Here is a 19,767-nt window from a genome sequence, read left to right as displayed (position 1 = left end):
CCCTGAGCTTTTAGGATTCAGGGAATCTCAATTCCACTTTCTTCCGGGTGACCACCTGATGCCCACAACGTGTGGAACGTGCCTTCACGGTCAACACAGTTGTACGTGTGCGAACCAAAGAAGTCGCGCTGTCGCTGAATCAGGGCTGCGGGCAGGGGTCCTGTTGAAGATCGCGGTGCGGTAGCCGTTGCGCACAAGGTTGCGAGCACGGTTAGCGCCCATAACGCCCAAACCGCACACACCGATATCTGCTGATGCCTTCTGAGGAGTAAAGGTCGTCACTTCACGCCTTCTTTTTCTGCAGGAGATAGTGCTTTTAAGCCGAGGTTGCACAGTGAAGACGCGTGGCCTAGACCTCGTAGTTCACACACTCAAACAGCAACTAGAGCGAAACTAATCCGCTGATGTTGGCACTGTCTCATCTGCCAACTCAGATTGTCGCTTCGCTTTCGCAGCAGCTTTCTTTGCTCGCTTTTGCGCAACAAGCGACTCCCAGTGCGCCTGCTGAGCCTGATATTCCGCTGCAATCTCGCGGATTTCTTCCGAAGACCACCAGTCGAGCAAAGCTGCCTTTGCCGCCTCTTCACCCATCGGGCCGTTCTCCAGACGCAACTCCATCAGGTAGTCGCGCGCGAGCTTGACCGCACGTGACGGACGCAATCCCAGGATTTCCATAATCTGGTCACCGTCCAAGTCCGGGCGGATCGCGTCCAACTCTTCCTGCTCGCGCAGAGCAACGATACGGTTTTCCAGATCGTCGTAGGCGCTTGACAGCATCATTGCCTTACGACGATTACGCGTTGTGCAGTCAGCGCGGGTCAGACGATGAAGACGTTCAAGCTGGTCACCCGCGTCAGCAACATAGCGACGAACTGCCGAATCACTCCAGGCTACTTCCCCGTACCCGTGGAAACGCAGGTGAAGAGACACGAGCTTTTCAACCGCCTGGGTTGTCGCCTTGTCGAATTTCAGAGCGCGCATACGCTTACGCGTCATCTTCGCACCCACGATTTCGTGATGGTGGAACGAGACGGTCCCGTTCTTTTCGAAAACGCGCGTATCGGGCTTGCCCACATCGTGCATCAACGCCGCGAATCGGAGAATGAAGTCGGGGCCGGGCACTGGGCCATCCGGGCCGGTCTCCAACGCGATCGCCTGGTCGAGGACGGTCAGAGTGTGCTCGTAGACGTCCTTATGGCGGTTGTGCTCGTCCACGGTTTCCACCAGCGTGGCGAGTTCCGGCAGGACAATCTTGGCAACTCCCGTGTGAACCATCAATTCGAGGCCCCGCCTAGGCCAGTGAGAAATGATCAGACGTTGCAGTTCGGCGCAAATTCGTTCTGCTGACACGATTTCAAGACGGGACGCCATTATTTCCATCGCATCCATGACATCCATGTCAACGTCGATGCCCAGTTGAGCGCTGAAACGCGCAGCACGCATGATCCGGAGCGGGTCATCGTCAAAGGACTGCTCAGCTGTCACCGGCGTACGCAGGCGCGAGGCCGCAAGGTCTTCCAAACCGTTGTGCGGATCAACAAGCGTCATGGACGGCAGACGCATCGCCATCGCATTCACGGTGAAGTCACGACGGGTCAGGTCGCCTTCCAGAGTGTCCCCAAAGGCAACTTCTGGTTTGCGCGAACCGACCTCGTACGAATCCGTACGATACGTGGTGACCTCGACGACCAGATTCTTACGGCGTCCGCCAATCGTTCCGAATTCCTTGCCGATATCCCATACGGCGTCGCCCCACATGGCCAGGAGCTCTTCGGTCTTATCTGGGCGCGCAGACGTTGTCAGGTCAAAATCATGCGGGTCCACACCCAGAAAGGCATCGCGAACCGGACCGCCGACTAGGGCGATCTCTTCTCCTGCATCTTCAAAAACGCGTCCAAGCTCAAGAATCTCCGATGGCAAATTGGCGAAGGCATTTCGAGCATTCACCATCAGCGATGGAATATCGCGAGCAGAGATGTCCGCATATACGCGCGCGTGAGGGTGCGAGTTAGGCTGATTCGAAAGTGTGGTCTTTTCACTCATCACCCCTAAGCGTGCCATGTTTTGGCGGGAAACTGCCATTAAGAAGCGCGTGAATCTGGTGACGAGTCTGTACACAAGGACGGTCTGTCACGAAACGTTGCCGTCGGGCAACTAAAGTGGACGTATGCCTATGCGTCCAACGAATCACAGACAGGGGGTCCCACGACCCCCGATTCGTCATACGCGCCAGCTTCATTCGTCAACATCGCATCTTCCCGTTTCATCCGAAACGTCGGCCGGTGGCATCGTCATTGACGTTGTGGATGGAATTCCCTACGCCGCGTTGATTGCCAGAAGGAATCGTTCAGGTCGCATCGAATGGTGTCTTCCGAAGGGGCACATTGAACCCGGGGAAACGGCCGAGCAGGCAGCTCTTCGTGAAGTAGCGGAAGAGACCGGTATCCACGGCCAGATTCTGACTCACCTGACCAGCATCGACTACTGGTTCTCAGGCAATGAACGCCGGGTTCATAAGGTCGTTCACCACTACCTGATGCAGTACGTTTCGGGTGAAATTACGGTTGAAAATGACCCTGATCACGAAGCGGAAGCTGCCGCATGGGTTCGTTTGAAAGATCTTCCTCACCAGCTCGCTTACCCGAATGAGCGTCGCATCGTTTCTCTGGCTCTTGATCTCCTCTATCGGGGGCAATAGATGAGGCACGGACTTTTCGCCCGTCGGCTCTTCGCCACGAGTATCCGAAGCGTCGCCCTAGCAACCGCCACCCTTGCCGGCCTTGCCATGGTTGGAAGCAGCGTGATCGCACCGGCCTCGTTCGGCGATGAAACGGCAGGTGGCACGCAGGCAACTGTCCCGGACCTGTTTGCCAAATCGCAATCATCGAACGGCTTGACCGTGTCAATCGATCAGCTCAGCCCGAAGATTCTGACGAACGAAAGCGAGCTGGTTGTTTCGGGCACAATCACGAACACCGGTGATGAAGCGCTTTCTGCCCCTTTGCTGATGGTCTCGATGGCATTTAGTCCGGCCGATAGTATTCGTGAACTCGCTGATTCTTTGGATGCGTCGACGCGTCCTGGGCGTCTGATCAGCTACGAAGAAACCAGCGAGGACATTCCCGGCGGGCAGACCATCCCCTTCGAGGTTCATATTCCAGTTGATCGCCTCGACCTGTATTCGTCCTATGACTGGGGTCCGCGAGCCCTCGGCGTCGACGTTCTGTCGGGGGATCACAGTGGCGCGGATCGTACGATTTTTATTTGGGATTCCGGCCAGGAGGTCCAGCCGACGCAGGTGAACGCTGTTGTTCCGTGGACCGCGTCGAATTCAAGCAATACCGTGAAAGAGCGTTCGGCGATAACTGAGATTGCTCAGATTCCGGGTACGACGCTGGCTCTTGATTCGACGGTGATTCCGCGTCCAACTCGTGACACGTCGACTTCGAAGGCGAATGCTGACGGATTGTTCGCATCGAAGCTATTGGTGGCTGAACGTGAAATCATCGCGCTTCCCACGGGAGATGCCGATCCCGGCGTGGTTGCGTTGGCGGCAAACGATCAGCTGTCTGCGCTGATGTCCGCGTCGATCAAGTCCTTTCCAACGTCGGTGGAAGCAGCGGGGTGGAGTGCAACCGGCATCGCGATTGAGGGGTACGAGGCCGCGTCTGCCGACTTAGCCGAATCCAACCCGCAGAGCGCGACATCGCAGAGCTCTGACCAGTCAGGGGCTACCCAAACCCAGGGGTCGCAAAGTGAGACAAACGGTTCACATTCTCAGTCCTCGAACGAGAGTGCTGCGCAGAAGGCGTCAAAAACCCACGCGAATGCGACGATTTTGAAGAATGTGGAGTGGCCGAAAGCTGAAACGTTCAGTACGACCGGGCTGGCCTTGGCTTCCGATAAGGTGACGATCGCTCCGGGCGGTGCGTTGGATCCGGACCCCGAGGTGTCGTTTACCTCCCTTGCTCCCGTTGAAGTGAATTATTCGACGGGTGAAACGTCCACGCAGGGGGCGACGGATTCGACGGCGACTGTTCTTTCAACGAATAAGACGTTGAACGATCTGCTGAGTTGGGAAGTGTCAACGAGCTCGGACGCTCTTGATGTTGACCAGGCACTTGCTGGCGTGTCTGCGATTATTACGCGTGAGCGTCCCAGTGTGTCTCGAACGGTTGAGGTGACGGCGTCGCGCACGTTGGCCCCGTCTGCTTCGCTTGTTCAGCGTCTGAAGTCTTTACTCCAACAGCGGTGGGTTGAGCCCACGTCGTTTAGCCAGATCGCGTCGTCGCAGGTGACTGACGTTGAGCGTTTCGTTGTCGGACCCGGTCAGCTGTCGGCTGAAACAAGCGCAGCATTGACAACGCTTGGCGATGCACTGGCACAACTGAAGTCTTTTGCGGATTCAACGTCTGACCCGAAGGCGGTCAACGCGACTCTCCACGACGATATTTTGCCGACGGTGAGTGCGTCGATCGGCACCGATGAGCAGGTGACGCGCGCGTCCCAGTTCAGCGCGAAGGTGTCGAACCTCCGCTCTCTGGTGTCACTGGTGCCTTCAGACACGGTGAATCTGATTAACAAGTCCGCGGATTTTCCGATCCGTGTTCGTAATGATTTGGCGTGGGACGTGAATGTGACGGTCACGATCAACCCATCCGATCCCAGGCTGAAGGTTCGCCAGTCCGCGATCACAACCATTCCTGCGCGAACAGTCACCGCGGTCAACGTTCCCGTGAATGCCATCGGGTCGGGCGATATTGAAGTGACCTACCAAATCAATACTGCCGACGGCGCGCTTCTTGCCATCTCGGATGACATTCTTGTCCGTATGCGTGCCGGCTGGGAAGATGCTTTTACTATCACGGTTGCGATTGCTTTTGGTCTTCTGTTTGTGATCGGCCTGGTCAGGTCGGTACGCAAGCGCCGTGCTGGGCGTAAAGAAGAGGAGAACAAATGACCGAGTCGAACTCTTCGGTTGAAGCGCCTCCGGAGCCTCGGAGCCGATCCATCCTGAGGGCCAGCGCGATCATGGCGTCGGGCACGATGGTGTCGCGAATCCTTGGGTTTGTTCGTTCGGCAATGCTTCTTGCTGCGATTGGAGCAGCCGGCGGTGGTGTATCCGCAGCCTTCCAAACAGCGAATACTTTGCCGAACACGGTCTTTAATCTTTTGGCGTCCGGCGTTTTTGATGCGGTTCTTGTTCCACAGATCGTTGGAGCACTGAAGCGGAAGCACGATGGTCAAACCTATGTGAATCGTCTGCTCACTCTTGCTGGGACGCTTCTGTTTATCGTGACGATCGTGGCGATGATTGCCGCTCCGCTGTTGGTTGTGATCACGGCAGCCGGCTACGACGCTCAAACTCGCACGTTGGCGATTCTTTTCGCTTTGCTCTGTTTGCCACAGCTGTTCTTCTACGGCCTGTACAACCTGCTGGGTGAGCTACTGAATGCGCGTGGCGTGTTCGGCCCATACATGTGGGCGCCGGTGGTGAATAACGTTGTTGGTATCGCCGGTTTGGGTGCATTCCTCTTTTTGTGGGGTGGCACCGAAGGGCGCATCAATGTCGAGGATCTTTCCGCGACACAATTCTGGCTACTGGGTGGGTCGGCGACGCTGGGCGTGATTGCTCAGGCGCTTGTCTTGTTCATTCCGATGAAACGATCAGGCGTTCATTTCAAGCCTGACTTCCATTTCCGAGGCACGTCATTTGGCTCCACGTCGAAGGTTGCCGGATGGACGTTCGCGACGCTGGGGGTCAGCCAGATCGGTGTTCTGTCGACGAATAACTTGGCTGCTTTGGCCGATGCGTACGCGAAAACGCATGACGGTGTGCTCGTCGGTATTAACGCCTACGCAACCGCTTTCATGATTTTCATGGTTCCGCAGTCGCTGATCACGGTGTCGCTGACAACAGCGATCTTCACTCAAATGGCGCGGGCGGTCGCCGATGATGATGATCGTTCCGTGGCAGCGAGCTACCATCTGGGCGTCCAAACAATTACGTCCCTGACTCTGCTGGCAGCCGCGATCCTGATGGCTGGTTCCGTGCCGATGATGCAGATGGTTCTGTACTCAAAGACGAACCAGGAAGTGATCCTCGCGTATGCCTGGGTCCTTGTTGCTTTAATGCCGGGTGTGGCCTCAACGGGCATGGTCTTGATGAGTCAACGCGTTTTCTTCGCTTATGAAGACGTTAAACCCGTGTTCTTGATGGGTATTGGTCCGACCATTCTTCAGGTCATCGTCGGGTGGGGACTGTATGCGATGACGGGTGCCAAGTGGTGGGTTGTTGCCGCTGCTCTTGGTGAAACGTCGTGTCGCATTGTCCAAGGCGTGATTGCGGTGGCATGGGTGTCGCGTCGTAATTCCTACGTGGATCGTGCCTTGCTTTTGCGTTCCTACAGCGCGTTTGTGGTTTCTGCCGTGCTGGCGACGCTGTCTTCATTCGGCGCATTAAAGCTGGTGGGAGTGCAGACCCAGACTTCATCGACCCTGCTTCGTTTTGGTGGCGCTTCGTTGAAGCTGATCATGGTTTCACTGGTCGCGTCGATTGTGTACATGGTTGTTCTGAGGCTGATTTCGCCGTCAACAAGCGCGCGCACGATCACTCCGCTACTTCAAAGGTTGCGAGTTCCACTGGTTTTGCGACGCATCCTTGCTGCGCCAATACAGCCGAAATCAACTTCTTCAACGATAATGGATTGAGTTCTCGCACTTTTTCAACGGAGGATCCCCATGAGCACGGACGGCAAGCCCGATCACGATGAATTGTCGGACGGTACGTCCTCTGAAAACTCACCTACTCCTGCTTCGCCCAACCCTGAGTTGAGCGAAGCCGATCGCGAGACTGCTGTTGCGCTGGCCGCTGCTCTCCCCTCGTTCGACGAGATTCTGGCAGACCCTGAGTCTGATGATTCTGAAGCCGAAGATGGGGACGAGGCCGTGGTCGACTCTTTAGACGTCCAGCTTGATGAAAGCCACGATGACGATGCGGATTCACCCGAGGATGATGATGTGGCCGTTATCGATGAGCCTGAAGAGCCTGTCCTAGGCGAGCAGCCTGAAAGCATTGATCAGGATGAGGAGCGCGTCGAAGAAATCGATGATCCCTCTGATGGCGCCGACGATGCAGAGTCCGAACGGGATGAGGACGCTGAGGACGACACTGACGTAGAAGACCGTGAGTCGGGCGACGATAGTTCTGACGAATCGGAAGATGAAGAATCCGATACTGAAAGCGGCGTGGCGCTCACGGGTTTTGCTGGCCTGATCGCCACGATCAAAGCAAAGTTGTCCGCTTTGAAGACACCAGAAGCGACAGATGGCGTTGTTGAGTCTGGCGAAGACGGCGACCTCGACCAAGGCGCTCAGGACGAATCCGATGAAGATAATTCGTCCATACCTTCCGCCCCTGAAGAAGATCGGGGTAGCGACGACGAAGGCAGCCTCGTCGATAAGGAAAACGACGAGGGCGAAAAGGCTGACAAGACTGTCGCATCGAAGCACTTCACGGGCATTCCCCCGCTGGTGGCACCCGTTGACATGCCACCGGCACACGAGGCCGACGTGACGACTGACTTCCCCGGCCCGATTGTTGAGCGTCCCAAAGACCATCAGGCTCTTGTGGCCTCCGCGGGTGAAGAGGACCAGCCTCAGCGTGAACGAGGGCTGATTGATCCGACAAAGCCGACTCTTGTTTTTGCGGCTGTTTTGACTATTCTCGCTGCGATCTTCGGCACGATGGGTCTGCTGAAACCTGTTGGCTCGCCTGACTTGGCGCAGTCGCTCGCAGACGCACAATCGGCAAACCAAACCCAATCCGATGACCAATCGGGAATGCAGGGAACGACTACTCCGCTTGTTTCTTCCGTATCCGTTCTGTCTTGGTCAAACGATGACGGCGATCACCCGGATACTGCGGTCAACATGATTGACGGCGACCCATCGACCACGTGGCACTCGCGCTACTACGACACGAATTCTTTCGCTGACGACAACACTGTCACCATCGTTATCAAGTTCTCTGCAGAAGCAACGGTTTCTCAGATCACGCTGAACATGGATCCGTCCACGTCCGGTGGTGAACTGGTCGTGCGCAACGTCACGGATGCCGATGCTCCTCGAAGTGGAACAGAATTGGCGCGTGGGGCGTTGAGTCCTACAACGGAGATCACCCTTCCTGAACCCGTCACCACGTCGCAGATTGCTCTGTCCTTCGCAACCATGCCGACTTCGCTCGACGGTAACAACTGGGCATGGGTGAGCGAACTCAGCGTTCAGTAGCGATTCCCGCAAAGCACACTATTGGCTGATGAGATCAATAGGTGCCTGAAGCCTGGCACTCTTGGCGATCTTTTCGAAAGGTAATGATGGAATTTACAGTGATGTCTGACCTGCTGGCCGTGAACACGGTTGATACCGAGGTCGAGACCGTTTCGACCGAGCCGGCAACCCGCCCGTCTGGCGAGGTTCGGGCAGATGCAACCATTCACGATGTCATCATCGTTGGTTCTGGTCCTGCCGGTTACACGGCCGCGATTTACACGGCTCGCGCCGGCCTGAAGCCAATCGTGATCGCTGGAGCTCTCGCTGCCGGTGGCGCTCTGATGACGACGACTGAGGTTGAGAACTTCCCCGGTTTCCCCGAAGGTATTCAGGGGCCCGAGCTCATGGATAACATGCGTGAGCAGGCAGAAAAGTTCGGTGCGGACGTTCGCTACGAGGATGTCACCGCGGTGAACCTGTCGGGTGATGTGAAGGTTGTGGCCGTCGACGACGAATTGCTGTACGCGAAGGCTGTCATTCTGGCGACCGGGTCTGAGTACCGTCACATGAATGTTCCGGGCGAGGATTCGCTGTCAGGTCGCGGTGTTTCCTACTGTGCGACCTGCGACGGCTTCTTCTTCAAGGATCGTGTGCTGGCCGTTATCGGCGGTGGTGACTCGGCAATGGAAGAAGCAACGTTCCTGACGAACTTCGCCTCCAAGGTGTACGTCGTGCACCGTCGCGATGAGCTCCGCGCTTCGAAGGCGATGGCTGACCGTGCGAAGTCAAATCCGAAGATTGAGTTCGTGTGGAATTCGACCGTCGACGAGGTCCTGGGTACCGACGAGGTCACGGGCCTGCGTTTGAAGAGCACCGTTGATGGCACGCTGTCCGACCTTGATGTCAACGGTGTGTTCGTGGCGATTGGTCACCTACCACGCACGTCGTTCCTCGCTGCGGACGTCGCACTGGACGACGCCGGCTACATCGTGGTCGACGAACCGTCAACGCGCACCTCTGCAACAGGTGTCTTCGCCTGTGGTGACGCCGTTGATCACACCTACCGTCAGGCGATTACGGCTGCCGGTTCCGGTTGCCGCGCGGCCCTTGACGCCGAGCGTTGGCTGGCCTCGCTGGACGACTGATCATTTATCCATGATGAGTGAGCGCGTGCAACAGCGCACATCAAGGTAAAAACGAGCATTCGTCCCCTAAACTGCTCGGCTGGGCTCATACAGTTATCTGTATGAGCCCAGCTTCAGTTTCATCATCATCTGCTCCGACCCCTACGCCAGCCACGGCGACTCAGTCTGGCTGGTCCGCCTCGTTGATGCGTATGTTGCCCGGCATCGCACTGTCTTTCGTTGCGGTCGGACTGGCATTGCTCATCAACCATTTTGTGCCGGCGCTGTCGGTAATGCTGGTGGCGATCATTCTGGGTGTTTTTCTGCGGAATATTGCACAGCTACCCGCGGTCCTGGATCCCGGTCTGGTTTTCACTTCCAAGCGTCTGTTGCGTGCTGGCGTTGTGCTATTGGGCCTACAGCTGGTGGTAGCCGATATCGTGGCACTGGGCGCTGGGATGATCGGTGTTGTTGTTGCGGTTGTCGTCTTGGGTATTGTGTCGACGCTTCTTGTGGGGCGAGCTCTGCACCTATCGATCACACAGACACTGCTGATCGCGGGCGGTTTCTCGATCTGCGGTGCGGCCGCTGTTGCCGCGGTTGATGGCGTTATTGAAGCTCAGGATCGCGAAGAGGTTGTCACCGCTATTGCGCAGGTCGTCATTTTTGGCACGCTGCTGATTCCGTTGATCCCGATTCTCGGCACGCTGTTCGGTTTGGATCCGCTGACCACTGGCTTGTGGGGTGGCGCGGCCACACACGAGGTCGCCCAGGTTGTCGCGATTGGCGGTGCTTTGGGAGATCCCGAGGCACTGTCTGGTGCGGTTGTTGTGAAGCTTGCTCGCGTGCTGATGCTCGCTCCCGTTATGGCGACGATCAGCATCTGGAGGCGTCAGAAGATGGCGTCGGGAGCTCAGATCCCCGGCATGGGTTCCGAGGGTGGCAAGCTTCCGCCTCTGATGCCACTGTTTGTCTTCGGATTCATCGTCATGGTCTTCGTGCGGTGGACCGGGATTGTTCCCGCGTCGTGGCTTGCGGTTCTGAAGATTATTCAGACGGCGCTACTCGCCTCGGCGATGTTCGCACTGGGCACGTCCGTGAAGCTGCGTGATTTTGCGTCCGTTGGCCCGAAGCCGTTCATTCTTGCTACCTCGACGACTGTCATTGTTGCTCTGATTGGCTTCATCGGCGTGATGCTGGCGCACTGATTCTTCGCTTACCGTCAGCAGAGGGCCTCCACTACCGGCCCTCTTGCTGGCGTAGGGTGAGACCAATGTGGTCGTCCTCGTATATTGGTGAAAACAGCAACGGGCACACCACTGTCCTGTTCGCGCCTCGTAAAATCTGCCCGGGTAGGCTAATGCGTATGACGCTTTCTGACTTGCCACGTAAAGGCGTAGCATCCGCGCAGGGCCTCACACCCACTGACCCGTGCACCTGCGGTTCTTCCATCGCATTCGGCGCGTGTTGCTCCCCGATCCTTGACGGCGAGCCCGCACCCACCGCCGAAGCCCTCATGCGCTCGCGCTACTCTGCCTTCGTGCTACGCAACGAAAACCATCTTTTCCGCTCGTGGCATCCGCGCACGCGCCCCGCTCCCCCCTACATCGACCCGCAGATAACATGGAACGGGCTCACCATCGTCGAAACCGTCACGGGCACCGAAAACGACCAGGACGGCATTGTCGAGTTCATCGTCGACTTCACTCACGCACGAGGCCACAACCGCTTGCACGAACGCTCCACCTTCACCAAGCGCGGTGGCCGGTGGGTCTATGTCGATGGGACGATGATGTGAACTCTCACGACACCCACACTGACCATATCGACACCGACTACATCCACCCCAAGCTCCGCGACCTTGTCCACTCAGTTGGGTTGGTCGGCTGGACGCGGATTATTGTCGGTAATTGGGCGATTCTCGGCGCAATCATCCTGGGCCTGTTCATTCACCTGAAGTCTGTTGCGAACTTTGATCAGGCGATTCTGAACTGGGTGCTCACGATCCGCATCGATGCGTTGACCGCGTTCATGAAAGCGGTGACCCACCTTTTCTCCCCGACTGTTTCCGTGATCGAAGCGGTCGTCCTCGGACTACTGATCTGGGCAGTCTCAAAGTCGTGGCGCTTCGGGCTGTTTATTCCCCTAGTGATGGCGGTGTCAGCGGTTGCAACGTCGCTGGTCAAGCTCGGTATCGAACGAGTCCGCCCACCGATTCCACAGCGCCTCGTCGTCGAACTTTCCCATTCTTTCCCCTCCGGTCACACCACCGCCGCCTCCGCTCTCGCTATCAGTGCTGCTCTGCTTTCGTTACATGCATGGGGACTATCCCTGATCAATGTCGGTATCGCAGACTCCCGCCTTTCATGGAATCGACGAGGCCGCGCCTGCCTGATCTGGGCGCTCGCGATCTCATTAGTGGCGCTTGTGGCCACAACACGCATTTACCTGGCCGCGCACTGGACAACAGACATCATTGGTGGAGCGCTGATGGGATCAGGTATCGCACTGATCTTGGGAGGTCTTTTATTGACCCGCCACAGCGTTCACACACGCTAGACAGTGAACCATGTGACGACCATATGCGTAGCAGAAAAGTCATACGAGGTGACAAAAACGGCTCCCAAGAGCAAAACGTCGCCTGACACGACACAACCCGCATTCCACGTGTACGCCGGCCCGCGCCCACTCCGCCGGCAACAAACGAAAAACCCCGGCACTGAAATGTACCGGGGTATGTGTGGAGCTAACGGGACTCGAACCCGTAACCCCCTGCTTGCAAAGCAGGTGCGCTACCAATTGCGCCATAGCCCCAATGACATCAATCCTGGAAAGGATTGTCCGTCACGGATTTCCACAACTCTACATTGTCGGAGAGATCTTCGAGAATCTGTCGCACAACAATACCCGCTGCAACAGCCGTAGCCACCGCACTGAGTGCTGTGATCCATTTCTTCATTGGATCTCCGCCTTTCTTGCGATTGCGGAACGTGGGCCTAGATGGGCTCGAACCATCGACCTCAGTCTTATCAGGACTGCGCTCTAACCTACTGAGCTATAGGCCCAATCTTGTGCCCTGAAGAGCACTCGATTATGTTACGCACACCCACCGTCCAACTTCAAATTGAATGGCGTGATGTAGCGCACCACACGATTATTCGTCCATCAAGGAGATCTTCACGCCACCCACCAGGGACGCGATGAGGTTGTACAGCATGGCGCCAAGGGTTGAGATGGCGGTCAACAGAACAACATTCGCGACACCGGCAATGGTGGCGTAGGACAGAACCTTGGGAAGACGCAGATAGTCAAGGAACGGGATGAACTTTTCACCACCGATGGTCTTCATGAAGTCTTCGATGGTGGAAAAGACATGCATACCGTCAACCATGAACCACAAGACAGCGGTTGCAATCACCATGGCAATGCCGAATGCGACGGAAAGAAGGAAGCTCACCTTCATTACCGTCCACGCATCGACTCGCGCGATAGCGATATCAACTCGACGAGGCGTGTCATTGATGGAATACATGCCGTGCGCGTCGCTCATTCGTCATTACCTTCCTGGGTGGACTCTTGCTCTGACGCTACAGTGTTATCAGCGCTTTCGTCAGCATTCGAAGAGTTTGTCGGCGTTTCATCACCCAAGCTATCGGAGTCCTGAGATTCAGATTCGCCATCTTCATTATCAATATCGCGCTCCGGGTTCGGAGTGATCGCGATGATGCGGTCGTCCTCGTCCGGGCGAGCGAAAATGACGCCCATCGTGTTGCGTGCCGTTGGGCGAACATCCGAGGCGTTCACTTGGACCAGCTTGCCGGATTCGGTGATGACCATGACGTCTTCATCCGGATTGACCACAAGTGCACCAACAAGGCCACCGCGTTCATCAACGAGCTTGCCAACGCGGACACCCAACGTGCCACGGGACTTCGTTGGGTATTCCTCAACCGGAGTGCGCTTCGCATAACCGGAGTCAGTGACGATCAGCAGATCAGCGCCCTCGCGCGGAACCTCCATGGACAGCAGTTCGTCGTCACCGCGGAATCTCATGCCACGAACGCCCGCCGTGGAGCGACCCATCGGGCGGAGCTGCTCGTCGGTGGCGGCGAAGCGGACTGCCTGGCCATCACGCGAGACCAGGATCAGGTCCTGATCAGCGTTAATGACCTGTGCGGACACGAGCTCATCCGGGTTACCGGCCTCATCTTCACGCAAGTTGATGCCGATGATGCCACCGGTACGTGAGGACTCGTAGAGCTTCAGCGGAGTCTTCTTCACCAAACCGGACTTGGTTGCCAAGACAAGGTAGTCGGCGACCTCGTAGTCGCGGATGGCGAGGACCTGCGCGATGTGTTCCTCCGGCTGGAATGCCAGCAGGTTTGCAACGTGCTGGCCCTTGGCATCGCGACCGCCTTCGGGGATCTCGTACGCCTTCGCACGGTACACGCGGCCGAGGTTCGTGAAGAACAGCAGCCAGTGGTGCGTGGTCGTGACGAAGAAGTGCTCAACAACATCATCTCCGCGCAATTGCGTGCCACGAACACCCTTGCCACCGCGCTTTTGCGAACGGTAGTTGTCGGTGCGCGTACGCTTCGCAAAACCTTCGCGGGTGATGGTGACGACCACGTCTTCTTCGGGAATGAGGTCTTCCATCGACATTTCTCCGTCGAAGGCGACGATGCGCGTGCGACGGTCATCGCCGTACTTGTCGACAATTTTCTGCAGTTCACTCGAGATGATGGAACGCTGACGCGCCGGCGTATCGAGGATGTCCTGCAGATCGGTGACTCGCGCGGTCAGTTCGGCATGCTCGTCCATAATCTTCTGGCGTTCCAGAGCAGCTAGACGACGCAGCTGCAGGGCGAGGATCGCGTCTGCCTGAACCTCGTCCACACCGAGCAAGTCCATGAGGCCCTTACGTGCTTCGTCGACAGTCGGCGAACGACGGATGAGCGCGATGACCTCGTCGAGAGCATCGAGTGCCTTGAGGTAGCCCTCCAAGATATGGAGGCGTTCCTGAGCCTTGCGCAGACGGAACTGGGTGCGACGCACGATGACGGAAATCTGGTGCGTGATCCAGTGACGAACGAAGCCGTCCAAGCTGAGCGTACGCGGGACACCGTCGACGATCGCCAGCATGTTGGCGCTGAAGTTTTCCTGCAACGGAGTGCGCTTGTACAGGTTGTTGAGAACGACCTTGGCGACCGCGTCACGCTTCAAGACGATGACGAGGCGCTGGCCGGTACGACCCGAGGTTTCGTCACGGATATCCGCAATACCCTGGATCTGGCCGTCACGAACCAGCTGAGCGATCTTGTCGGCAAGATTGTCGGGGTTCACCTGGTAGGGAAGCTCGGTGACAACCAGGCACTGGCGTCCCTGAATTTCCTCAACGTTGACGACTGCACGCTGGGTGATGGAACCGCGACCAGTTCGGTAAGCGTCTTCGATGCCCTTGCGTCCGAGGATCGTGGCGCCGGTCGGGAAGTCCGGGCCGGGGATGCGCTGAATCAGAGCCTCAAGCAGTTCCTCGCGGGATGCTTCGGTGTTCTCGAGCGCCCACTGGATACCGTCGGCAACTTCTCGCAGGTTGTGCGGCGGGATGCGGGTCGCCATACCGACCGCGATACCTTCGGAGCCGTTGACCAACAGATTCGGGAAGCGGGACGGCAGAATGGTCGGCTCTTGGTTCTTGCCATCGTAGTTGTCCTGAAAATCGACGGATTCTTCATCGATATCGCAGACCATTTCCATCGCCAAAGGCGCCATTTTACATTCGGTGTAACGGGGTGCTGCGGGGCCAAGGTTACCCGGCGTACCGAAGTTACCCTGACCGGCAACCAGCGGATAGCGCAACGACCACCACTGCACCAGACGTGCCAGCGCATCGTAGATCGCGGCATCGCCGTGCGGGTGGTAGTTACCCATGACGTCGCCGACGACGCGGGACGACTTGGAGAAGGAGGAAGTGGGTCGGTATCCGCCGTCGTACATCGCGTAGAGCACGCGACGGTGAACAGGCTTGAGGCCGTCACGCACGTCGGGGAGGGCTCGACCGACGATAACGCTCATCGCGTAGTCGAGGTAGGAGCGCTGCATTTCTACCTGCAGGTCAACCGGCAGGACACGGTCGTAGTCGACAGCCGCGTCGGTTGTGTTGTTTAGCTCGTCGCTCACGTTTTTCCTTAAGTTTTATTGACGAGGCCGGCCTGCGGCCGGTGCGTGACTGTTAGATCAGATATCGAGGAAGCGCACGTCAGAGGCGTTGCGCTGGATGAAGGAACGACGAAGATCGACGTCGTCGCCCATGAGGATCGTGAAGATCTCATCGGCGTCGGCGGCCTCATCGAGGGTGACCTTCTTGAGGATACGGTGAGCCGGGTCCATGGTGGTTTCCCAAAGCTCGTGGTCGTTCATTTCGCCCAGACCCTTGTAACGCTGGATGCCACCTTCCTTGGGCAGGCGGTGATTAGCTGCCTGACCCGCTGCGAGAAGCTTGTCACGTTCCTTATCTGAGTAAGCGAATTCGTGCTCGGCGTTCGTCCACTTGATGCGGTAGAGCGGAGGCATTGCGATATAGGTGTGGCCCTGTTCGATCAGCGGTCGCATGTAGCGGAACAGCAGAGTGAGAAGCAGGGTTGCGATGTGCTGACCGTCGACGTCGGCGTCGGCCATGATAACGATCTTGCCGTAGCGGAGCTTTTCAAGATCAAAGTCTTCACCGATACCGGTACCGAACGCTGTGATGAGTGAGCGGATCGTGTCAGAGGACAGCGCGCGATCAAGGCGAGCCTTTTCAACGTTCAAGATCTTGCCTCGGATCGGCAGGATCGCCTGGTGTTCGGGGTCGCGACCACCAACGGCGGAACCACCTGCGGAGTCGCCCTCGACGATGAAGATTTCGCATTCTTCAGCCTTGCGCGAGGAGCAGTCACGAAGCTTGCCCGGCATGGACGCTGATTCAAGGACACCCTTACGGCGGGTGGCTTCGCGAGCCTTGCGGGCTGCGACGCGTGCCTGTTGCGCCTGCTGACCCTTGTTAATGATCGCCTTCGCGTCTGCGGGGTGAGCATCGAACCAGTCGGTGAGCTGGGAATATACCTGCTGCTGAACGAAGGTACGTGCCTCGGTGTTGCCGAGCTTCGTCTTCGTCTGACCTTCGAACTGCGGTTCGGTCAGCTTGATCGAAATGACGGCTGTCAATCCTTCGCGGACGTCATCGCCGGTCAGATTGTCATCCTTCTCTTTGATGATTCCCTTATCGCGACCGTAGCGGTTCACAATGGTCGTCAGCGCCGTGCGGAAGCCTTCTTCGTGCATACCGCCTTCGGTCGTGTTAATCGTATTCGCGAAAGTGTGGACGCTGGACGAGTAGGCTGTGGTCCACTGCATCGCGATCTCGACACTCATCGTGCCTTCATCGTTTTCCGATTCGAAGTCGATGATGTCATTGTTGATCGTTTCGATCTTCTTCGCCGAATCCAAGTATTCGACGTAGTCACGTAGACCGTGTTCGTACATGTAGGTGACCTGACGGTGACCGGGAACCGGATCGTCTGCGGGACCCATTTCATCGCCGGTGATCTCGTCGCCCTCATCAACAGCGGTGGGGCGCTCATCGGTCAGCGAAATACGCAGACCCTTGTTCAAGAAGGCCATCTGCTGGAAGCGCTGACGCAGGGTCTCGAAGGAGAACTCGGTGGTTTCAAAGATATTTGGATCCGGGTAGAACGTCTGTGTTGTGCCCGTCTCGGTGGTTTCTTCGCCACGTTCAAGCTTCGTGATCGGCGTACCGCCGTTGGCAAAGGACATCCGCCACGCATAACCCTGACGACGGACAATCGTGTCGACGCGGGTCGACAGCGCGTTCACAACCGAAATACCGACGCCGTGAAGACCACCGGACACCGCGTATCCGCCACCGCCGAATTTGCCACCGGCGTGCAGGATGGTCATGACAACCTCAACCGTGGGCTTACCTTCGGTCGGGTGAATATCAACGGGAATACCTCGACCGTTATCTTCGACGCGAAGACCACCATCGGCAAGAATTGTTACTTCGATGTGATCCGCATATCCAGCTAGAGCTTCGTCAACAGAATTATCGACGACCTCGTAGACCAGGTGGTGCAGACCGCGCTCACCGGTTGAACCGATATACATACCTGGACGCTTACGAACCGCCTCAAGCCCTTCCAGAACGGTGATGTCTGAAGCGCCGTAGCCTTCAGCCCCGCCTGTCGTCTTTTCGTTGTCAGCCACGCGGCTCCCCTCATACAAGCTGGGCCTGAAAAACCCAACGATTTAACGCATTAATTCTACCAAAAATGACCATAAAACCGGGGAAACTCACGCCGTGACAAAGGCAATGAAATATCTTCTGACCTGCGAATATAGGTATGTGACCAGTCACACCCTCACCGTGATAAGAAACAGACAATCATCGACGCGCACACCAGAAAAACACGTGTATTTTCCGGTCGCATCATCGTCACCTGATCCGGCCCCAATCAGCCGTATGTATCGCGCGGACCCCGGCCTCGTACCGACAGCGGACCTTTCTTCCACGAAGGCGCCACCGGTCCCAAAACCACAACCTGTTCCACCACGCCACTACCGACAACCTCGCTGATGCGACGCAGAATTCTGGGGAGCAATAACTGCAGCTGTTTCGCCCACGCCGTTGACGTACAGCGCACAACAATCTTCTTGCCTTCGAATCTTTCAATGTGCGTGTGCTCGGCAATATTCGGACCAACAATCTCGGGCCAGCGATTCGACACCGACGCAATCTGGATCTGATTCGACCAGCTGTTATCCTTCACAAACGAACTCAGGATCGAATCAATACGCCCAGACCGATGATACGAGCGATGCATGGCAGCCATGCCCGGTGTCTTTACCCACACCTCTGGGCGATGGCGCTGAGCCTGAACAACGCCACTCAAGTCGCCGGCTTCAGCCATCTTGTCGCTGAAATCAGATTCGGCTGATAGATCTGCCTGACCACGAGACATATCCACCGCGCAATCTTCATTCGCGCCAACAAGTGCCCCCGGAGTCGGACCTTTCACTCCTTGCATGACGAACGTGGGCACGGGTGAACGCGTGAAACCTCGTGCGCGCGCATCCATCTGAGCACGCGCCAAGGCCGCTGCCAGGAAGTCTTCTTCGGTCTCGTTCATTCTTGGACTTCCGAGCCGTTGTCGACCGACCACGCCACTTTCACAACGTGTGCATCCAATTCGGGAGGAATATCGCCCTCAACAGCAGCGGTGATCAGCACCTGATCCGCTTTATCCATACGCGTGGTGAGTCCAGCTCGCCGTTTCGTATCAAGTTCGGCGAACACATCGTCGAGGATCAGAATCGGGGTTTCACCGTCATCAGCCAGAAGATCAAAAGCTCCAAGACGCAGAGCCAACCCCACCGACCAGGATTCGCCGTGGGACGCAAAGCCCTTCACAGGCATATGTCCAAGACACAATGACAGATCATCACGGTGAGCACCCACAAGGTTCACTCCCCGCTCCATCTCTTGATCCTGAATACGTTCTAAGGCGGCCAACAGACGCTGAGTCTGCGCCTCAACATTCTCCAAGTCGGCGCTTGTCGGATCGTCCGGATTCGTCCCGATTTTTCGGTCGATTGACGCATCCATCGCCAAAACCAAGTGGCGAGGAGAATCGGCAACATCGTCATATGCCGTTGCCACGGGATCAGACAATCGACGAACAAGAGATGCTCGCATTGCCGTGACCTGGCTGGACAATTCAGCGAACCGCTCATCCCACACAGACAGCGTTGAAATATCTGGGATGCGACCCCGTCGCAATGCCACCTGCGCCTGCTTCATCAACGCAGCCCGCTGGCGCGCCACTCTGTCAAAATCAGACTTCGTCTGCGAATACAGGGGGTGAATCTGAACCGCAATATCATCAAGAAATGCCCTGCGTACGCTGGGATCTCCACGAACAATCTGCAAGTCCTCGGGTGCAAAGACAACCGTACGAACGAGACCCAGAATGTCTTTCGGCTTCACGTTCGTGCGATTAATTCGCGCCCGATTTGCCTTGCCACGCACGATCTCAAGCTCAAGAACCTGGGAGCGATCGTCTTCCAAGGCTGTCTTCACGCGGACAAACGCTCCAGCCGGCGGGCGCTCCTCGACATCTAACGGAATACGAACCAGCGAGGACTCCGCAGACACCCTGTGCGAAGAAAATGTCGACAGGTAAGCGATAGCCTCAATGAGGTTTGTTTTCCCCTGACCGTTGGCGCCAAGAAAGACCGTGGGACCAGCCGGTAATTCAATGACGACGTGGCACCATGATCGAAAATCATCAAGCGCGACGTGCGAGACGCGCAT

General features: G+C 57.0%; 16 protein-coding genes, 2 tRNA genes and 1 pseudogene. 8 read left to right on the top strand and 11 right to left on the bottom strand.

Going from position 1 to position 19,767, the window contains the following annotated elements:
* Positions 1-17: 17 nt before the first annotated feature.
* From QP109_RS01805 to QP109_RS01800, 3 genes and pseudogenes are all read right to left on the bottom strand, one after another.
* Positions 18-209: a hypothetical protein gene (locus tag QP109_RS01805; protein WP_502929263.1), complete on the bottom strand. Its 192-nt coding sequence runs from the start codon at positions 207-209 to the stop codon at positions 18-20.
* A pseudogene (locus QP109_RS09375) lies at positions 145-282 on the bottom strand (NAD(P)-binding domain-containing protein); the annotation flags it as partial. The gene QP109_RS01805 and the pseudogene QP109_RS09375, both read right to left, overlap by 65 nt.
* 111 nt (positions 283-393) lie before the next feature.
* Positions 394-1,950: a CCA tRNA nucleotidyltransferase gene (locus tag QP109_RS01800; protein ID WP_270771921.1), complete on the bottom strand. Its 1,557-nt coding sequence runs from the start codon at positions 1,948-1,950 to the stop codon at positions 394-396.
* Between the two features lie 223 nt (positions 1,951-2,173).
* Between QP109_RS01800 and QP109_RS01795 the strand changes: the two genes are divergently transcribed.
* The 8 genes from QP109_RS01795 to QP109_RS01760 all read left to right on the top strand — a co-directional run bounded on the left by QP109_RS01795 (position 2,174) and on the right by QP109_RS01760 (position 11,954).
* Complete coding sequence (locus tag QP109_RS01795; RefSeq protein WP_207760311.1) at positions 2,174-2,698, top strand: NUDIX hydrolase; 525 nt, start codon at positions 2,174-2,176, stop codon at positions 2,696-2,698.
* Positions 2,699-4,960 (top strand): DUF6049 family protein, encoded by a 2,262-nt coding sequence (locus QP109_RS01790; RefSeq protein WP_285022941.1) that lies wholly within the window; start codon positions 2,699-2,701, stop codon positions 4,958-4,960.
* A complete protein-coding gene (gene murJ, locus QP109_RS01785) occupies positions 4,957-6,711 on the top strand; it encodes a murein biosynthesis integral membrane protein MurJ (protein WP_285022939.1) in 1,755 nt (584 codons plus the stop codon). The genes QP109_RS01790 and murJ overlap by 4 nt, the downstream gene beginning before the upstream one ends.
* A gap of 30 nt (positions 6,712-6,741) precedes the next feature.
* The gene (locus QP109_RS01780) at positions 6,742-8,289 is read left to right on the top strand and encodes a midas domain-containing protein (protein WP_285022937.1); all 1,548 of its coding nucleotides are present in this window, start codon (positions 6,742-6,744) and stop codon (positions 8,287-8,289) included.
* Between the two features lie 86 nt (positions 8,290-8,375).
* Positions 8,376-9,416 (top strand): thioredoxin-disulfide reductase, encoded by a 1,041-nt coding sequence (gene trxB, locus QP109_RS01775; RefSeq protein ID WP_285022951.1) that lies wholly within the window; start codon positions 8,376-8,378, stop codon positions 9,414-9,416.
* 101 nt (positions 9,417-9,517) lie between these two features.
* A complete protein-coding gene (locus QP109_RS01770; protein ID WP_229037782.1) occupies positions 9,518-10,603 on the top strand; it encodes a YeiH family protein in 1,086 nt (361 codons plus the stop codon).
* Between the two features lie 158 nt (positions 10,604-10,761).
* The gene (locus QP109_RS01765) at positions 10,762-11,193 is read left to right on the top strand and encodes a YchJ family protein (protein WP_285022934.1); all 432 of its coding nucleotides are present in this window, start codon (positions 10,762-10,764) and stop codon (positions 11,191-11,193) included.
* Complete coding sequence (locus QP109_RS01760) at positions 11,190-11,954, top strand: phosphatase PAP2 family protein (RefSeq protein ID WP_285022933.1); 765 nt, start codon at positions 11,190-11,192, stop codon at positions 11,952-11,954. The genes QP109_RS01765 and QP109_RS01760 overlap by 4 nt, the downstream gene beginning before the upstream one ends.
* 182 nt (positions 11,955-12,136) lie before the next feature.
* Here the strand turns inward: QP109_RS01760 and QP109_RS01755 are convergent.
* The 8 genes from QP109_RS01755 to recF form a co-directional block, all read right to left on the bottom strand.
* Positions 12,137-12,209 (bottom strand) — tRNA-Ala (locus QP109_RS01755).
* Between the two features lie 7 nt (positions 12,210-12,216).
* Positions 12,217-12,354 (bottom strand): DLW-39 family protein, encoded by a 138-nt coding sequence (locus QP109_RS01750; RefSeq protein WP_006680601.1) that lies wholly within the window; start codon positions 12,352-12,354, stop codon positions 12,217-12,219.
* A 32-nt stretch (positions 12,355-12,386) separates the two neighbouring features.
* Positions 12,387-12,460: transfer RNA gene (locus QP109_RS01745), tRNA-Ile, on the bottom strand.
* 89 nt (positions 12,461-12,549) lie between these two features.
* Complete coding sequence (locus QP109_RS01740; RefSeq protein ID WP_006680600.1) at positions 12,550-12,945, bottom strand: DUF3566 domain-containing protein; 396 nt, start codon at positions 12,943-12,945, stop codon at positions 12,550-12,552.
* Positions 12,942-15,575, bottom strand: coding sequence for a DNA gyrase subunit A (gene gyrA, locus QP109_RS01735; protein ID WP_006680599.1), 2,634 nt, complete (start codon positions 15,573-15,575; stop codon positions 12,942-12,944). Before gyrA ends, QP109_RS01740 begins: the two co-directional genes overlap by 4 nt.
* Positions 15,576-15,632: 57 nt before the next feature.
* Positions 15,633-17,660, bottom strand: coding sequence for a DNA topoisomerase (ATP-hydrolyzing) subunit B (gene gyrB / locus QP109_RS01730; RefSeq protein WP_006680598.1), 2,028 nt, complete (start codon positions 17,658-17,660; stop codon positions 15,633-15,635).
* A 248-nt stretch (positions 17,661-17,908) separates the two neighbouring features.
* Positions 17,909-18,583, bottom strand: coding sequence for a DciA family protein (locus tag QP109_RS01725; RefSeq protein ID WP_285022931.1), 675 nt, complete (start codon positions 18,581-18,583; stop codon positions 17,909-17,911).
* A complete protein-coding gene (recF, locus tag QP109_RS01720; protein ID WP_006680596.1) occupies positions 18,580-19,767 on the bottom strand; it encodes a DNA replication/repair protein RecF in 1,188 nt (395 codons plus the stop codon). The genes QP109_RS01725 and recF overlap by 4 nt, the downstream gene beginning before the upstream one ends.

The organism is Pauljensenia sp. UMB9872 (assembly GCF_030212665.1).
In the GTDB taxonomy this organism is placed as follows: domain Bacteria; phylum Actinomycetota; class Actinomycetes; order Actinomycetales; family Actinomycetaceae; genus Pauljensenia; species Pauljensenia turicensis_B.
Note: the sequence above shows the minus strand (reverse complement) of the source record. Positions and strands in the feature narration are given on the sequence as shown.